Origin of the sequence: Nocardia sp. NPDC049737 (assembly GCF_040674755.1) — a bacterium.
In the GTDB taxonomy this organism is placed as follows: Bacteria; Actinomycetota; Actinomycetes; order Mycobacteriales; family Mycobacteriaceae; genus Nocardia.
Window position 1 is genome coordinate 19,218 of the sequence record NZ_JBFANH010000039.1, and the last position, 14,838, is coordinate 34,055.

At 66.0% G+C, this 14,838-nt stretch carries 12 protein-coding genes; 5 read left to right on the plus strand and 7 right to left on the minus strand.

Annotated elements, in window-relative coordinates; all coding sequences use genetic code 11:
- Positions 1 to 26: 26 nt before the first annotated feature.
- Both AB0J47_RS36465 and AB0J47_RS36470 read right to left on the minus strand, forming a co-directional pair.
- Positions 27 to 3,068, minus strand: a complete 3,042-nt coding sequence (locus AB0J47_RS36465) for an AAA family ATPase (RefSeq protein WP_364357142.1) — start codon at positions 3,066 to 3,068, stop codon at positions 27 to 29.
- A gap of 43 nt (positions 3,069 to 3,111) precedes the next feature.
- Positions 3,112 to 3,552: an FAD-dependent monooxygenase gene (locus AB0J47_RS36470; RefSeq protein ID WP_364357243.1), complete on the minus strand. Its 441-nt coding sequence runs from the start codon at positions 3,550 to 3,552 to the stop codon at positions 3,112 to 3,114.
- Between the two features lie 175 nt (positions 3,553 to 3,727).
- Here AB0J47_RS36470 and AB0J47_RS36475 point away from each other — a divergent pair, with 175 nt between their 5' ends.
- Positions 3,728 to 4,372 carry a class I SAM-dependent methyltransferase gene (locus tag AB0J47_RS36475; RefSeq protein WP_364357145.1) on the plus strand — a complete coding sequence of 215 codons (645 nt, stop codon included), beginning with the start codon at positions 3,728 to 3,730 and terminating at the stop codon, positions 4,370 to 4,372.
- Here AB0J47_RS36475 and AB0J47_RS36480 read toward each other — a convergent pair.
- Both AB0J47_RS36480 and AB0J47_RS36485 read right to left on the minus strand, forming a co-directional pair.
- Entirely contained in the window at positions 4,369 to 4,698 is a 330-nt protein-coding gene (locus AB0J47_RS36480; protein WP_364357148.1) for a cytochrome P450, read from the minus strand. The two genes, AB0J47_RS36475 and AB0J47_RS36480, sit on opposite strands and share 4 nt — an antisense overlap.
- A gap of 38 nt (positions 4,699 to 4,736) precedes the next feature.
- Positions 4,737 to 7,511, minus strand: coding sequence for an AAA family ATPase (locus AB0J47_RS36485; RefSeq protein ID WP_364357151.1), 2,775 nt, complete (start codon positions 7,509 to 7,511; stop codon positions 4,737 to 4,739).
- 201 nt (positions 7,512 to 7,712) lie between these two features.
- Here AB0J47_RS36485 and AB0J47_RS36490 point away from each other — a divergent pair, with 201 nt between their 5' ends.
- The 3 genes from AB0J47_RS36490 to AB0J47_RS36500 all read left to right on the plus strand — a co-directional run bounded on the left by AB0J47_RS36490 (position 7,713) and on the right by AB0J47_RS36500 (position 10,162).
- A complete protein-coding gene (locus AB0J47_RS36490; RefSeq protein ID WP_364357154.1) occupies positions 7,713 to 8,918 on the plus strand; it encodes a phosphotransferase in 1,206 nt (401 codons plus the stop codon).
- Between the two features lie 18 nt (positions 8,919 to 8,936).
- Positions 8,937 to 9,512: a hypothetical protein gene (locus tag AB0J47_RS36495; protein WP_364357157.1), complete on the plus strand. Its 576-nt coding sequence runs from the start codon at positions 8,937 to 8,939 to the stop codon at positions 9,510 to 9,512.
- 362 nt (positions 9,513 to 9,874) lie between these two features.
- Positions 9,875 to 10,162 carry a hypothetical protein gene (locus AB0J47_RS36500; protein ID WP_364357160.1) on the plus strand — a complete coding sequence of 96 codons (288 nt, stop codon included), beginning with the start codon at positions 9,875 to 9,877 and terminating at the stop codon, positions 10,160 to 10,162.
- Between the two features lie 271 nt (positions 10,163 to 10,433).
- Here the strand turns inward: AB0J47_RS36500 and AB0J47_RS36505 are convergent, their stop codons facing one another.
- Together AB0J47_RS36505 and AB0J47_RS36510 are read right to left on the minus strand one after the other, a co-directional pair.
- Positions 10,434 to 11,015 carry a hypothetical protein gene (locus AB0J47_RS36505; RefSeq protein ID WP_364357163.1) on the minus strand — a complete coding sequence of 194 codons (582 nt, stop codon included), beginning with the start codon at positions 11,013 to 11,015 and terminating at the stop codon, positions 10,434 to 10,436.
- 222 nt (positions 11,016 to 11,237) lie between these two features.
- Positions 11,238 to 11,972, minus strand: coding sequence for a MerR family transcriptional regulator (locus tag AB0J47_RS36510; RefSeq protein ID WP_364357166.1), 735 nt, complete (start codon positions 11,970 to 11,972; stop codon positions 11,238 to 11,240).
- A 169-nt stretch (positions 11,973 to 12,141) separates the two neighbouring features.
- On the opposite strand from AB0J47_RS36510, the gene AB0J47_RS36515 reads away from it, so the two are divergent.
- Complete coding sequence (locus tag AB0J47_RS36515) at positions 12,142 to 12,495, plus strand: DUF1707 domain-containing protein (RefSeq protein WP_364357169.1); 354 nt, start codon at positions 12,142 to 12,144, stop codon at positions 12,493 to 12,495.
- A 12-nt stretch (positions 12,496 to 12,507) separates the two neighbouring features.
- On the opposite strand, the gene AB0J47_RS36520 is transcribed toward AB0J47_RS36515, so the two are convergent.
- On the minus strand, positions 12,508 to 14,730 hold the full coding sequence (locus AB0J47_RS36520) for a tetratricopeptide repeat protein (RefSeq protein ID WP_364357172.1): 2,223 nt from the start codon (positions 14,728 to 14,730) through the stop codon (positions 12,508 to 12,510).
- Positions 14,731 to 14,838: the final 108 nt, after the last annotated feature.

Consider the following 14,838-nt stretch of genomic DNA (forward strand, 5'->3'; position numbering starts at 1 on the left):
GTAGCCCGCAAGATTCGCACAGACACTTAGGTCATCGCGTACCTGGCGAGTTCGGCACGCGAGGCCACACCCAACTTGGGGAAAGCCTTGTACAGGTGATAGCCGACTGTTCGGGCGCTGAGGAACAACTGGGTGCCGATTTCCCGGTTGGTAGCCCCGGTCGCGGCCAGTCGAACCACCTGAAGTTCCTGCGGGGTAAGCGAAGCCAGCGGATCGGATCCGCGGCTCTGGTCCGATACCGAGATCCCGGTCGCCCGCAATTCCGCCGCCGCACGCTCGGACCACGGGACCGCACCGAGCAGATCGAAGGTCGTCATCGCCGCCTGCAACTGTGTTCGCGCCTCGATACGGCGGTTGTGGCGGCGCAGCCATTCGCCGTACATCAGCTCGGTCCTGGCCTGTTCGAAGGGCTGATCGCCGCGCGCGTGCAATCGCAGTGCGCGCTCATAGAGATCGGCCGCATCGCCGTCGGTCAGCAGGGCGTGGCAGCGATGCAGGACCGCGAGTGCCCACGTTTGGTCGATCGCCTTGGCCCAGTTGGTGAACCGGGTCAGCGCCTGCTGTGCGCGCTGCGGATCGCCGGTACGGACGGCGGCCTCGACATAGTCGGGATAGGCGTAGCGCCAGACGAATGCGTGCCTGCACGGACCGGCCGCCGCCTTGTCGAGCCGGTCCAGCACCTGCGCATACCGGCCGTAACCACAGTCGAGCGCGGCCAGTGCGTAGGTGGCCCAGGCCATGCCGGTCATCCACATCCCACCCTCCTCGATCGCTTCCGCGGCGAGGGCTGCACATTCCTGCTCCGCACCCGCCACTCCCGCCAACCATGCGGCGATACCGGCCAGGTAGTACTTCCAGTAGTGCTGGCCGATGTCCTCCGCGAGCCGCCGTCCCTCGGCGGCGGTGGCCTGTGCGGCCCGGTGCCGACCGGTCGAGAGTTCGGCGATCGCGAGCATCATCATGGCCTGGGGCATGCGTCCGATTCGGCCCGCGGTGCGGCAGGCGTCGACCAGGCGCGTCGCGTCGCGGTACATACCGTCCACATCGCCGCGGGCGAAGCCCAGATAGGCGGCGACAAGATGCAGGTCGATCGGTAGGGCGGCAACATCGCCGAGATCGTGCGGCGCGATATTGACCGCCAGCCGATCCCCTTCCAACAACAGCCGGATATCGCGCGCGAGCGCGTGAATCGCGTGCTCCGGCCCGCACACCTGGGCGGCGAGTTCCTCGGTGCGGCGGGCCAGTACGAGTTGATCCGGATGCGGGCGGCTGGACCAGGCGTAGATGGCGGCCCAGCCGAGCATCGCCAGGCTGGCCTGTTGATCCTGTGCCGCGGTGAGTGCGAGGACACCGTCGTGTAGCAGGCGCGTGGCTTCGAGCGGATGTCCCGCCTCGAAGGCCAGCCCGGCGCGCACCCTGGCGAGTTCCGCGACGATCGCTGGCTCGATGGGCAGCGCCGCTGAGTCCGCGTGCCGTGCCGATTCGATTACAGGCTCAGCCCCGGGTGCATGCTGGGCCAACCCAGGGCCACACTGGACCAACCCGGTTGTCCGCTCCGCCAACCCGGATGCACGCTCGGCCAACTCGGACGCACCCTCAGTCAACCCAGACGCACCCTCGGCCAACCCAGCTGCATGCTCGGCCAACCCGGTTGCGCGCTCCACCGACCCGGATGCACCCTCCGTCGACTCGGATGCACTCTCATTCAACCCAGGTGCACGACCGCCCAACCCAGACGCACCCTCAGTCAACCCAGACGCACGCTCGGCCAACCCAGGTGCACGCTCAGTCAACTCGGACGCACGCTCGGTCAACTCGGTTGCGCGCTGCGGTAACCCGGCTTCATATGCGGCGGTGGCCGCGATCGTCCAGCGTCGTGCCCTGTCCGCGGCGGCGGGCGACAATTCGGCGGCGCGGGCATAGCCCGCACTGACCGCGATCTGCCCACCGCGCCGTCGTGCTCGCACCGCGGCCCGTTCCAATCGTGCGGCCACCTCCTCGTCCGGCAGCGCGGTCACCGCCGCCAGATGCCAGGCCCTGCGGTCGTCGTCGACGGCTCCGGCCAGCGCCGTATGCGCCGCGACGCGCTCGGCGACATCGCAGGCCAAGCGGGCGGCGGTACGGATGAGCGGATGCCGGAATTCGATGCCCGAGGACGTGACTCGGGCCAAACCGGCATGCTCGGCGGGCGCGAAATCGGTCAGTGCCGCACCAACCGCGGGTAGGGCGCGGGTCACCGGCTCGATATGCCCGCTGTCTTCCAGGGCGGCAACGAGCAGACAGAGTCGGGCGGCGTCCGGCAGCGCCCGGATCCGTTCACGGAATCCTGTCAGCACCCGACTCGACGGCGGTTCGGAACCTCCGAGTGAGTATGCGAGCGCGGATCCAGCGCGCTGCGCGGGTGTGAGCGTCCGCGGAATCTCCAGCAGGGCGAGCGGATTGCCACCGGCCTCGGCAACCACGTGGTCGCGCGCGGACGGTGCAAGGGTGGCGGTGGCATCGACGAGCTGTTGCGCAGCCGTGGGATCCAACCCAGTCAAATTCAGCTCGGGCACGCCGGGTGCGAGAAAGGGACGTTCCCCGTCGCGGGCGGCGAAGATCAGCATGACCGGCTCGCTGTGTAGCCGACGCACCGCGAACAGCAGTGCGTCGGCCGATTCCTGATCGAGCCAGTGCGCGTCATCGATCAGACACAGCAGCGGTCCGTCCATCGAAAGTTCGGTCAGCAGGCTCAGGGTGGCCAGACCGATCAGGAAACGGTCCGCCGGTGTCGCCGAACCGAACCCCAGTGCCGCCAGCAGCGCATCGGATTGCTGTCGCGGCAACTGCGAAACCGTCTCCAGCACTGGACCCAACAGCACATGCAGTGCGGCGAAAGGAAGCTCGGTCTCCGACTCGATGCCGGTAACCCAGAGCAGGCGAGCATCCGCCGACTTGGCGTATTCCAGCAACGCGGACTTGCCGATTCCCGCTTCACCACGCACGACCAGGGCACCCGGCCGCCCCGCTACGGCATCAACGAGCAGCTCGTCGATCGTCCGCTGCGCCGCCGTCCGGCCATACAGCATCCACCTGCTCCTGCACCTCGCACACCATCGATCAGAGCGCACACTAGCGCCTGCCGAATTTTTCTTCTCGGTGCCGGGAGGTTGGCAGCGTCCAGTTCCAGAGGCGGACGGCCTCGCGTGCGGCCACGCCGCCACCGACGATCCGGGTGAACCGGGTCAACAGTCCGTAGCCGAGCGGACTGGTGGACAGGCAGGCTGATCCTCGGATCATGTCGGGCCATGCGCTGCACCCGCGGGCGGCGTCGCCGATTGTATTGCGCGAGAGCCGTGCGGATTCGACAGTGCCGGTGAGTTCAGCCGCGAGCACGGCGGCCTCCTCGAACGCCTGGCATCCGCCTTGGGCGCGGAACGGTGCCAAGGAGTGGGCGGCGTCGCCGAGTAAGACGATGCGGCCGTTGCGAGCGGGTCGAGGTCGGAAATGTCGTGGCGCAGTATCTAATCCAGCGGTGTCGCGTCGAGCAGCGCGGGAATCGGGTCGTGCCAGGAGCCGATGTGGCGACGGACCTCGGCGAGGTCGTCATCGAAGCGCTGACCCGGTTCTCCCCGACGAATGGCGAGAAACCAGGGCAACGCACGGTGATCGTCTGACCAGCTGTGATGGACGGAATGCCGCGTGCGGCGGCCTTGTGAATGCCAGGATGGTGTTGGAGGTGATGGCGGTGGCGGAACGGGCTGGGGATTCGTTCGGTGGTCGGCGGCCGACGAGTCACGAGCGGACGACGGGGCTGCCGTGGGATGCGTCGTACCAGGACGGGCCTGCGCCTTGGGATGTCGGGCCGCAGCCGGCGATCGTGCGATTGGCGGCGGCAGGCGGATTCAGCGGGGCCGTGCTCGATGCGGGGTGCGGGTCCGGCGAGAATGCGCTGCACGTTGCCGCGCTGGGATTGCCGGTGCTCGGCGTCGACGTGGCCGAGACGGCATTGGCGCTCGCGCGGGCGAAGGCCACGGAGCGTGGGATCGCGGTCGAGTTCGCCGTGGCTGACGCATTGCGGTTGGAGCGTTTGGGACGCAGATTCGACACAGTGCTGGACTGTGGACTGTTCCACACCTTCGACGCGGACGAACGCCCGGAATACGTGGCGAGTCTCGCGTCGGTGACCGAGCACCACGGCACCCTGTATGTGTTGTGCTTCAGCGACATTGGTCCCGACACCGGCCCGCACCCGGTATGTCGGGAGGAGCTGACTTCGGCGTTCGATGCGGGCAACCAATGGAAGGTCAGCGCGATCGAACCGGATCGGCTCCACACGAGATACCACGACAGTGGCGCACCCGCGTGGATCGCGACTATCGAACGGGTCTAGCCGACCCTCGATTGCCGTTCGGCTACCTTGGCGATGATCGGGAACTTGGGGTTGAGGGTAAGGCCGGACATCGGGGTGAAGTCCGGGTTCTCGATGGTCACCTCGAACCGTCGGACGATGGTGGACAGCGCCAATTGCATCTCCATCATCGCGAACGCGTTGCCGATACAGAAGCGACCGCCCGCGCCGAAGGGCAGGTATGAATTCCGGTCCCGAGCCGCGACGGCGGCGGGAGCGAAACAGTCCGGGTCGAAGGTGTCGGGCAGGATGACTAGGGCGATTGTGTGCCGAGCAGGCGGGCGAGGCAGGTCTCCGCCCGAGTGCATCGGCTTGCCACAAACCATGCAGGACTTCGAAGTCAGCGTTACTTCCCAGAGAGTGCGGCGGCGATGTCGCGGCGGGATCCGATGCCGAGTTTCGCCAGAATGTTCGAGACGTGGGATTGAATTGTCCTGCGCGACAGGAACATCTGCGCCGCGATATCGGAGTTCGAAAAGCCTTCGGCCACCAAGGCGGCTACCTTGCGTTCGGTCTCGGTCAAGGCGTCCCGTCCAGACTTGGGGCGGTTGCGAGGTCCGCGGACGCCGCGGCGAATTCCGTACGGGCGCATGCGCGCTACCGCTCGAGCGGTATCCCAAGATGCACCGAGGCCGGTATAGAGCTCTATGGCAGCATCCAGGGCGCTACGGGCGTCGGAGCCGGACCCATCTGCGGCGAACAATAGTGCCGCGTTCTCGTATGCCTGCGCCTCGTAGAACGGTCGTCCCGCCCGTCGGAACTCGGCGGCAGCGGCGCGCAGGACGGTGGGATCGCGCTCGGCAACACCGCGGCACAGCAGAGCGGTGCCGGTTCTGGCCGCGGTCGGTTGGCGTCGAGCCAGCTCGGCGGAGGCCACGACCACCGCGCCAGCCGCCTTCTCGTCGCCGACATCGGCGGCGAGACGGGCTATCTCCGGGAAGATGTAATACAGCGTGGGCGAGGTCAATCCGCCCGCGAGGCGCTGATGCGCATCGACGAGTAGATCCAGCGCGCCACGCGGGTCACCTCGGGTCTCGAGCATCAGGGCCTTGACCCACGGATAGAACTGGCCGTAACCACTGCTGCCCAGTTGGTCGTTCGGTGCGGGGATGCCGTCCGGATCCGGCAGGAAGGTGCCGCGGTGGATGCCGATCAGCGCGGACAGACTGTGCAGGATCGGGGTGTAGCCGAAGGCGTCGGGTATCGACTGGCCGGAAGTACATTCGACCAGCGCATCGTCCCAGCGGCCGTCCAATACATAGAGCCGGGCCTTGGCGACCACACTCGCACCCAGATAGACACCGTGGATCCGCCGACTGTGCCCGATCGCCTTGTGCAGCACCGCTTCCGCGTCGGCGAGCCGATCGAGCTCGATCAAGCAGTGCGCGTAGAGCACATAGGGATCGAACTGGTCGGAACCGAATCCGTTCTCGAAGACGGCCAGGATGCGGCTGCTCAGCTCCAGGGCCTCGTCGAGATAGCTGTGGGTATAGCGCACCGCACCCACGGTCAACAGTCCGTATCCGGTCACGAGCGGATTTTCGGTCACGTCCCCGATCGCCAGCGCCTGCGCGCCGGCCGCCTCCGCCGCGTCGAACCGACCGAGGAAGAAATTGTTCAAGCCGCTCATCCCGTGGAACCTGCCCGCATCCTCGGCCGTGAGATTCGGTGTGGCAAGGGCCTTTTCGGCAACCGCGACGACTTCGCGCAGATCGCCGCGCGCATGGCAGGCCTGCATCAGCAACCAACGCAGTTCAATATCATCCTCCGGCCGGTTCAGCAGAGCCGTGCGCACCAGGGCTTCGGCCTCGGCCGCGCGACCGTTCCACAGCAGCGCTTGGGCGTGCAGCCGCAGCAGTACCGGACGCATGCCGAGGTGCGCGGTGCCCGCCGCGCGCTGCAGGAGTTGCACCGCGATCTCGGGTGCGCGCACGATCAGCTTGTCGGCCACCGCGACCAACCAGTCGAGCGTCTGCGAATCGAGCTCGTTCTCCCCCGCCGACAGGTAGTACGCGATCCGCTCGATGGGTGCGTCGGTGGCCAAGAGGATCTGACCGGCCCGGCGCAGCAATCCAGCGCGCAGTGAATCGGGCAGCTGATCGGCGAGCACCTGACGAATCAGGTCGTGCCGGAAGATCAGTTCGGAGTCGGCGCGGGTGAGCAGACCACCGTCGGTCGCCTCGGTGACGACATTCCAGATTTCCAGGATCGGACTGTCCAGTACTGCGGCAAGTTCCGCGACGTACACGGTCGGCCCGAGTGCGGCGGCCATCGGAAGTACTTGCCGAGCCGACCGTGACAGGAATTCCAGCCGCTGCGCGATCGCTCCCGCCAGCGATGCGGAGGGACTATCGGCCGGATCGGTCGGGTCGGCGGTATCGGCGACCACCGTAATCGCCTCGTCACGCAAGAGCGAGGCCACCAATTCGGTGATGTAGAGCGGATTTCCGCCCGCACCGACGACCTGTCGCATCAGGCCCGGCCCCGGCGTCGCACCGACCATATGCCGAACCAGTTCCGTAGCGGCCGGTTCGGGCAGTGCGCCGAGCCGGATCGTCGGCGCACCACGTTCGGCGAGTTCGGCCGTCAACGCGACGAATCCGGTGTCGCGCGGCAGCGGACGCGCCGCCAGGACCAGCAGGAGTGGCAAATCGGCGATGACACCGCAGAGCCGGTTCAGCACCGCGAGACTCTGCCGGTCCGCCCAGTGCACGTCATCAATGATCAAGGCGACCGGACCAGCGGCACACCAAGTGTCGACCAGATCGAGGATCGCCTCGGTGATCGCGAACTCGTGCGTGGCCGCACCGTCGCCCGCTCGATCGCCACTGCGCAGCAGCGCACGCACTGGATCGGAGCCACGATCGCTATCCAGCCAGGAGCACACGGCCGAGAACGGCACCTGCCGCTGCAACTCCTTCGCGGCTCCCCGGCGCACGGTCAGACCGTTGGTCCTGTATCGGGCAACAGCCGCATCGAGCAGCGCGGTTTTGCCGATACCGGGCTCGCCCTCGACCAGCGCCACCACCCCCTTGCCCGCAGTCGCTCGCAGACCGTGCGCGACCACACGCTCGACCTCGGCGTCTCGACCGACGAATACGGAGGTAAGGGGACCCTGCACTCAGGAGATCCTATGCCCCAGCACGACGTTGTGCAGAATGCACGCCCCCGCTCAGCGCGATATTTCGCCGCGCGATGCGGATATTCCTACCCGCTATGACGGATGTTCCGGCTACCCGGTTTGCCATAGGGTCCGAGAGCGGCGGCTCGCTACCAGCGAATCGGCAGCGCATCCGATCGGTCGCCGAGCAGAGGAGATCCGTTGCAGTCCGAGGCACCCGCCCGGCACCCCGCCCTCGCGGTTGTGCGTGGAATCACCCGCATCGGTGGTCATCTCGCGCGGGAAGCGGTCACCCGCCCACAGGCCCTGCGTGCGGGCGATGTGCCGGTGACCGGTCGAGAATTGACCACCGATTGGCTGAGCGCCGTGCTGTGCTACGACCATCCGGGTGCGAAGGTGGAAGCGTTCGATATCGGGGGCAACAGCAGCGGTACCTCGACACGGTGGAAACTCACCGTCGGCTACAACGAGATCGGCCAGGTCGCGGGCCTGCCGGAAAATCTGTTCGGGAAGACCACCGCGGACTTCAAACAGCGGCTCACCCTCGACCTGGCCGGTATCCTGCACGGTGAACCCGGCTTCTTCAAACATGTACGCCCCAATCTGGAAATCGAGGCACCGCGCGGCTATCACAGCGCCGTCGACAGCCGGTCGGGGCGTTCGATCTCGCTGCTCGAAGACATCGTCAGCACTAAGGGCGCAAGCTTCTGCACCCCTGCCACGCCCATCGGACGCGTACAGATCGAAGATCTGTTGCGCACCATGGCAACCTGGCACGCCCGGTACTGGGACGACGAAGGGCTCCGACTGCACAGCTGGCTCAAGGCGCCGCGCTCGCATTTCGCCAATCTCGACCGGTTGATCGGCATGTCCAAGCGGGCGCGGGTCGGGGCTCGACGCGCGGCTTCGGTGATTCCGGAAGTACTTCCCGCCCAACATGATCGGCTGTACCGCACGCTGGAACGCTCGCTCGAGATCGCCAGTACCGGACCGCAGACCTTCCTGCACGGCGACAGCCATATCGGCAATACCTACGTCACCTCCGCGGGCCGGATGGGTTTCACCGACTGGCAGGTCGTGCTGCGCGGCAGTTGGGCCTACGACTTCGCGTATGTTGTCGCCTCCGGTCTGGACGTGGCCGACCGGCGAGCCTGGGAACGCGAGCTATTAACCGTGTACCTAGAACGCCTGGCGGCCTGCGGCGCGCCAGCACCGGACTTCGACACTGCCTGGCTGGCCTACCGCCAGCAAGCTCTGTACCCCTACTTCATCTGGCTCTCGACCATCGGCCACAGCGCCATTCAGCCGAAGTACCAGCCCGATGAGGTCTGCCTCGGAATCATCGAGCGCACGGCGACCGCCGTAGTCGACCTCGATGCCGCCGGTGCCGTCGAGGCGGCCGGATGAACGGACGGAAGGTAGCCGATGCGCATCGTCAGTAATCGTTGCCGCACCGTCGAATACACGGTGACGACGGCGAGCCCGTGCGCTATTGATATCGAACCGTCGGTGATCGGAGCACGCCGATGCTTCCACGACTGCCTGCTGATCACGATCGGGGTGGATCGCGGCGATCGCACACTCGTCGGCACCGTCGTGCAACTGCTCCGGCGCATCGTCACCGAATCCGATGCCGGACCGATCGTCGTCGAGGGCTTCGCGTGCCTGCCGCGTCCCGGCGAAAGACACAGCACACCAGCGGGATTCGATGTGCTCGCCGAACTCGCCGAGGCGCTCGACGTACTGACCGAGGTCACCGAGCGGCTGGAGGAACATGGTGAGCAGGTACATCTCATGCCGTTCGGCTGGCACAAGAACTGTCGGATCGACCCGCTCGACGAGGTCGGGTCACAGCATGTGATCCATATGTCGGCCGATGACAACCGACAGTGCGAACCGGTGCTGCGCTGGCCCGGCCCGCGCTCGCAGTTCCTCGCGCATTCGGCGCTCGCCGCGCGGGTCACGAGAGTATGCGTGACTCCTGAGCGTGGCCGACGCTGAACACCGAGCCGTCCGGCTTGAACAAGCGCTGGCAGGCCGATGTTCTCGACGGCGTGTGGGAGCAGCGCGTCGTCCACCTGCCCGCCTGAAGCAGGTTGTCCCCGCTCTCGAGAAGGAGCTTGGTACAGCACCCACTACTGTGCGTGCGTGGCCGAATCCACTTGCCGCACTGGCGTTCGAATCAGCATGCACCGAACCCCGCCTGAGCCCTCGAATCTGGAAAGATTTGAATTTCCTAACGGGTCACTATTGATTGTGCCGCTGAATAGCGGCACAATAGATCTCAGACAACCTGCATTCCCGGCACACTTCACTTACCGACCAAGTCCGGGCTCGGCGGGACGAAGGAGATATCGGTAACCATGAACCTCAAGTCGAAGAAGGTCGTCATAGCCGGTGCGGTTGCCGGTGCACTGGTGATCACGCCCGCCGCGATGGCGATTCAGTCGACCGTCGCGGCCCCTGGGAACCACAGCAACAGCAATGGCGGGGGTGCCCGCGGCGGCGGGTACAGCAACAGCAACTCGGGCAGCCGTCGTGTCGCCGATCAGGATCACGCCGCCTCCGGCGACAACTCGAGCCGGGGCGGCTACGAAAGCAAGGACGGCGGACGGTGGGTCTGGGTACCCGGCGAGGGTAACAGCCGCTGACCCACTCCCCTTGCGGCTCTTAATATTACGAATGCGACCGGCGCTCCGGATGGAGCGGCGGTCGTATTCGTATGTGCGACGTACCCGACTGATCACCTCGACATCCGCACCGCCTACCCCTGCCAGCGCAAACCGTGCCAAAGAGTCAATTGCACCCCGCGAGTACGCAATTGACTCCTCGACACAGCTCGATGCCCTCCCGGTTGGCGTGCACGGAATTGCACGACCGTCCGAAAGGGCATCGGCGGTATGAAGTTTCGCGGTCGATGACTCAGGTCAAATTGCCGTCGACGCACAGGCTCGACGACCGCCACGACGGTCCCGGCCGGTTCGCGGCCATATCGAAGGTCCAGTCCGAAATCGGCCCGGCCGCACGCCAATACAGCCCACCGCGACCGTCCGCAACGGCCTCGTAGATATCTTCGCGCCCCTCGATCAGCTGACTGCCGACGCAGTAGTCCATGTAATCGGTGCCCGGCTGGCGCGCGCCCGGACTGAACTTGCCCGCGGGGTTGCCGTTGGTGCCGGGGTTGTACACGCTGCTGCGACCGGAGGCGTACCCCTCACGGTTCCAGCGCGCGAAGCCGAAGAAATCGGACTGGCACCGGTACATCCAGCCGCCCGCGGCGATCGCCACGCCCTGCGGCACGGCTTCACCGGCCCACAGGCAGCGCACGCCGATATCGGCGTTGGCCGCGGGTGTCTCGGTACCGATACCGAATCCGCCGATTCCCGCCGCGATCGCCGCAAGCAACGACAGTGCTCGGATCTTATTGCGCCCCTTGGCATTACGTGCCTGGTCGGGACATTCCGTAGGTCTGGGTGTGCCGCGCAGTTCGCTGACGTTGATCATCGACGTCTCCTTCATCATTGTCTCGCCCACCGGCCGACGTCGATACGGGCCGACGGGAGGTGCTGTTCCCGCTGCCTAATGTAACGCTATTTAACGGCACGTTGGTCTAAGTATCACCACACGTGGGAACGATGAAAGGGGAAGGTCCTGGCCAGGCCAGATTGATCAACCCGCCGATCGGGCGAAGGCATACCCGCCATCGGACGCATGAACGAGAACGCCTCAGGCGTCCGGCAGCGCCTCAGCGATTTCGCTGTCCTGCTCGAGATACCGCGCGATAAAGCGATTCACGAGTTCGGCGGTCGCCTCCCCTGGCCGCACCCGGGTCTCGGCCGCCCGCGCGGCAAGGGCCGCCTTATCCGCGGACGTACGTTCGGACCGCTGATAGGGCTCCCAGGCGGTCCGATGGAACAGGTCGACGAATCGGCGGGCGATCCGGTCGCAGTCCGCCCGCAGCCGCTCCAATTCACCGAGCAGGTCATCTACCGGAATGCCCGCCCCCTCCAGTTGGTCGAAGGTGCGAATCAGCTGCGGATCGGCAATGCGGTAGGTGGCGGCGTCGACCGGTTCGTATAGACCGGCGGAGACCACGCGCGCCAAGCCGTTGGGCACATCCCGATAGCGCTGCTCGAGTTCGGTCGCCGCGATCGTGTCATCCGTTGACGGCGCGGTGGTCTGCGTCGCACCGGGCTCCGCGACGCCGAGGATGTCGCCCAGATCGTCACCGCGATCCCATGCCTCCAGCAGTTCCCTGATTCCGTTGAGCTTGATCCCCCGGTCCAGCAGACGGCTGATCGTCTGTACCCGATTGAGGTGATCCGGTCCGTAGAAACCGGTGCGGCCCTTCACCTGTGGTGGGGGCAGGATGCCGCGCTCGGCGTAAACGCGCAGGCTGCGCACGGTCGTACCGGCCTCGCGCGCCAGCTCGTCGATCGTGTATTCCACGTCCCCTGCCATATGTCTAGGAAACCACACAGAAACATTACCCAGAGGTAAGCATACGTCAGTGATGTCGGACACCTATGGTCAGTGAGGCGCTGTCAACCCCCAATGACACCCCCACCTATTCCCGCCGTTGGCAATTCGACCCTCCGAATCGGAGGCAGCGGGGGCTTATCCTTCCGATATGACCGAGGCGCAGGCTTCTCGAATTACCGTGACGGAACGGGAACGGGCGCTGGAGCAACTGTCGCACCACCTCGGGACAGGGCGGCTGAGCCTGACCGAGTTCGACGAACGCAGTGCCATTGCCGCGGCGGCGACCACCAAAGGACAATTGGCGGAATTGTTCGTCGACCTGCCGGGTACCACACCGGCCGCACCCTTGGTACAGCCCGACAATCGACTGCGACAGCTCTCGACAGTCGCCGCGGTGATCGCGATCATCGCCGTCGTACTCGCCGTCGCGACGGGGAGTTGGCTGTGGTTGCTGGCAGGCACCGGCATCGTCGTCGTATGGGTGGTCGAGCGACTGCGCTGAGTGACGGCCGCCCTACCACCTGGTGCGCGGTCGGACGTAGTTGGCCAGATCCACCAGCCGGTAGCGATGCCAGCGATCCGGCGCGGTTCGGGCCAGCGCGCGCAGACTCGTCTCGAGTCCGAGCCGCAACCCCGCCGGGGTGAGCGCAAAACCCAGGATGGTCTGACTCGATTTCCGCGGTCGACCACCCACGCGCAGCCACTCCATCGCGGCGCCGACCACGATGACCTGAAGTTGCAATGTACGAGCGTCATCGGGCAGTGTCTCGAGCCGTCCCGCCGCGGCACAGATATCCGCCTCGGTGATTTCGGCAATCGGCCGCGACACCAGTAGCAGGCAGCCGGTGGTGTGCGCGACGCCGTGATGGCGTGACGCGGCCGGCACCTGATCGAGCACCGCGACGGCCTCGAGCAGTTCTCCGTCGGCCGCGAGCCGCCGAGCCAGACCGAAGGCCGCACTCACCACCCCGTGGTTGGTCCGCCATACTGCCCGGTAGTGCTCCATCGCGGCCCGGTGCCAGCGCTCGGTATCGACCGGAATATCGAGATGCTGCAGCACCAGCTCGGCCGTGGCGGCCAGTGCCAGCTCCGGGCCGATTTCACCGGGCAGCATCGCGTGCACGATCTCGAAATGCTGCCAGGCCCGGTCATAGTGGCCGTCGAGCAATGCGGCGACACCCTCGTACCACTCTATGCGCCAGTCCGCGCTGTAGCTCGGTCGCAGATCGGCGAGCTGTTGGCGGGCCGTTGCCGTCTCCCCCAGGTCGAGGTATGCGCGCACCGCGGTGAGCGGCCCCTCCAACTCGAAGGATTCCGGGGCGACGATCGTGCCGGAGCGGATGCGCTCATGGGCGCGGCGCAGGGCATCCAGCGCATGCCTCGGCTCGCCGTGCAACAGACTGGACAGCAATTCGGCGCTCGGATCCTCGCTGTCGATCAAAGGTGTCGGCAGTGCGGCCACCACATCACCGACCGTCAGCATGGGCATGCGGGTCACCCCGTCGGTGATCCCGTCGGTCTGGCCGATGAGCGTGTCGGTGCCGAAATCGTCGCGCATCGCACTGAATTCGACCGATGGCTGTGGATGTTCCAGTCCGGTGTCGATGGCAAGCACCATCCGTAGCGCACCGGCGAGTTGGCAGTACATCGAATACGCGGACGGGAACCGGCGCTCCGGCTCCGGATCGGTGGCTCGCAGCAGAATTCGATACAAGCACTGATAGCGCGCCAGTAGCGGATCCTCATCGGGCTCGGGTATCCCGCCGAGAAAGTGGCCGTCCCGGTCCCTCGGCAGGTTCAGCGCAAGGGCGGCCAGGGTTCGGCCGACGGTGTAGATATCCGACACCACCGTTGGTCCGGTTTCGGTGATCTCGGGTGCCTGGAAGCCGGGCGTGCCATAGATACTGCCGTAAGAGTCCATGGCCGCGACCGCACCCAGATCGATGAGTTTGACCTCGTGCTCGCTCACCATGATGTTGTCGGGCTTCAGATCGTTATAGGCCAAGCCGAAGGAATGCAGATAGTCCAGCGCGGGCAGAATTTCCATTATGTAAGCGATGGCCTCGACGACCGGAATACGCTCCTTGCCGCGCGAGTCGAGCAGCTTCTTCAGCGATTGCCCGCCGACATATTCCATGACGATATAGCCGTCCGGAACGTCACGGCCGGACCGATGCTTGACGAAGTTGTAAATCTTCACAACGCCAGGGTGGGCAACTTCGGAAAGAAATTGTCGTTCGGCGAGCGCGACCACATGCGCCTCGAAGTCGAGCGGATTCTGCAATCCCTTGAGCACGACCCAGCGGTCGCTCACGTTGCGGTCGACGGCCAGATAGATCCAGCCGAGGCCACCGTGTGCCAGGGACCCCTGGACCTCGTACTGGTCGGCCACCAGTTCGCCCGGCTGCAGGGCGGGTCGGAAATTGAACGGGGATCCGCAGCGCCCGCATTCACCGACTACCGGGCCCGGCCCGGATTCGCTGCGCCGACCCACCGGTTCCTGACACTTCCAACAGAACCGTTTGAGTTCGGGCACTTCGGGATTGGCGAGAATGGCGCTGCGTGGATCGACCGGCGCCACCTGTGGCATCGGAACCAGACCGGCGCCGAGTCGGCGCACACTCGGGCGCGAGCGACCACTTCGCCCGGAACCGGGCTCGTCGGCCTCGTCGAGCTCGTCGAGTCCGACGATCGGACCGGAGACCGGCTCGGAGGTATCCGCGATCGGCTGGGTCATGGTCGCCTCGACCGGCGAGCCCCGCGGCCCAGGACCGGGGAGCGGGAACCGTTGCGACGGCGTGCCCTCGATAGTGCGTGGGCGCGACCACGGATGCGGAAGACGTTG

Excerpts from the sequence above, each read along its gene's own strand:
- AB0J47_RS36515 (WP_364357169.1), top strand. The coding sequence starts at position 12,142 with ATGACCGAGGCGCAGGCTTCTCGAATTACCGTGACGGAACGGGAACGG.
- AB0J47_RS36500 (WP_364357160.1), top strand. The coding sequence starts at position 9,875 with ATGAACCTCAAGTCGAAGAAGGTCGTCATAGCCGGTGCGGTTGCCGGT.
- AB0J47_RS36520 (WP_364357172.1), bottom strand. The coding sequence starts at position 14,730 with ATGACCCAGCCGATCGCGGATACCTCCGAGCCGGTCTCCGGTCCGATC.
- AB0J47_RS36495 (WP_364357157.1), top strand. The coding sequence starts at position 8,937 with ATGCGCATCGTCAGTAATCGTTGCCGCACCGTCGAATACACGGTGACG.
- AB0J47_RS36510 (WP_364357166.1), bottom strand. The coding sequence starts at position 11,972 with ATGGCAGGGGACGTGGAATACACGATCGACGAGCTGGCGCGCGAGGCC.
- AB0J47_RS36505 (WP_364357163.1), bottom strand. The coding sequence starts at position 11,015 with ATGATCAACGTCAGCGAACTGCGCGGCACACCCAGACCTACGGAATGT.
- AB0J47_RS36465 (WP_364357142.1), bottom strand. The coding sequence starts at position 3,068 with ATGCTGTATGGCCGGACGGCGGCGCAGCGGACGATCGACGAGCTGCTC.
- AB0J47_RS36480 (WP_364357148.1), bottom strand. The coding sequence starts at position 4,698 with ATGCACTCGGGCGGAGACCTGCCTCGCCCGCCTGCTCGGCACACAATC.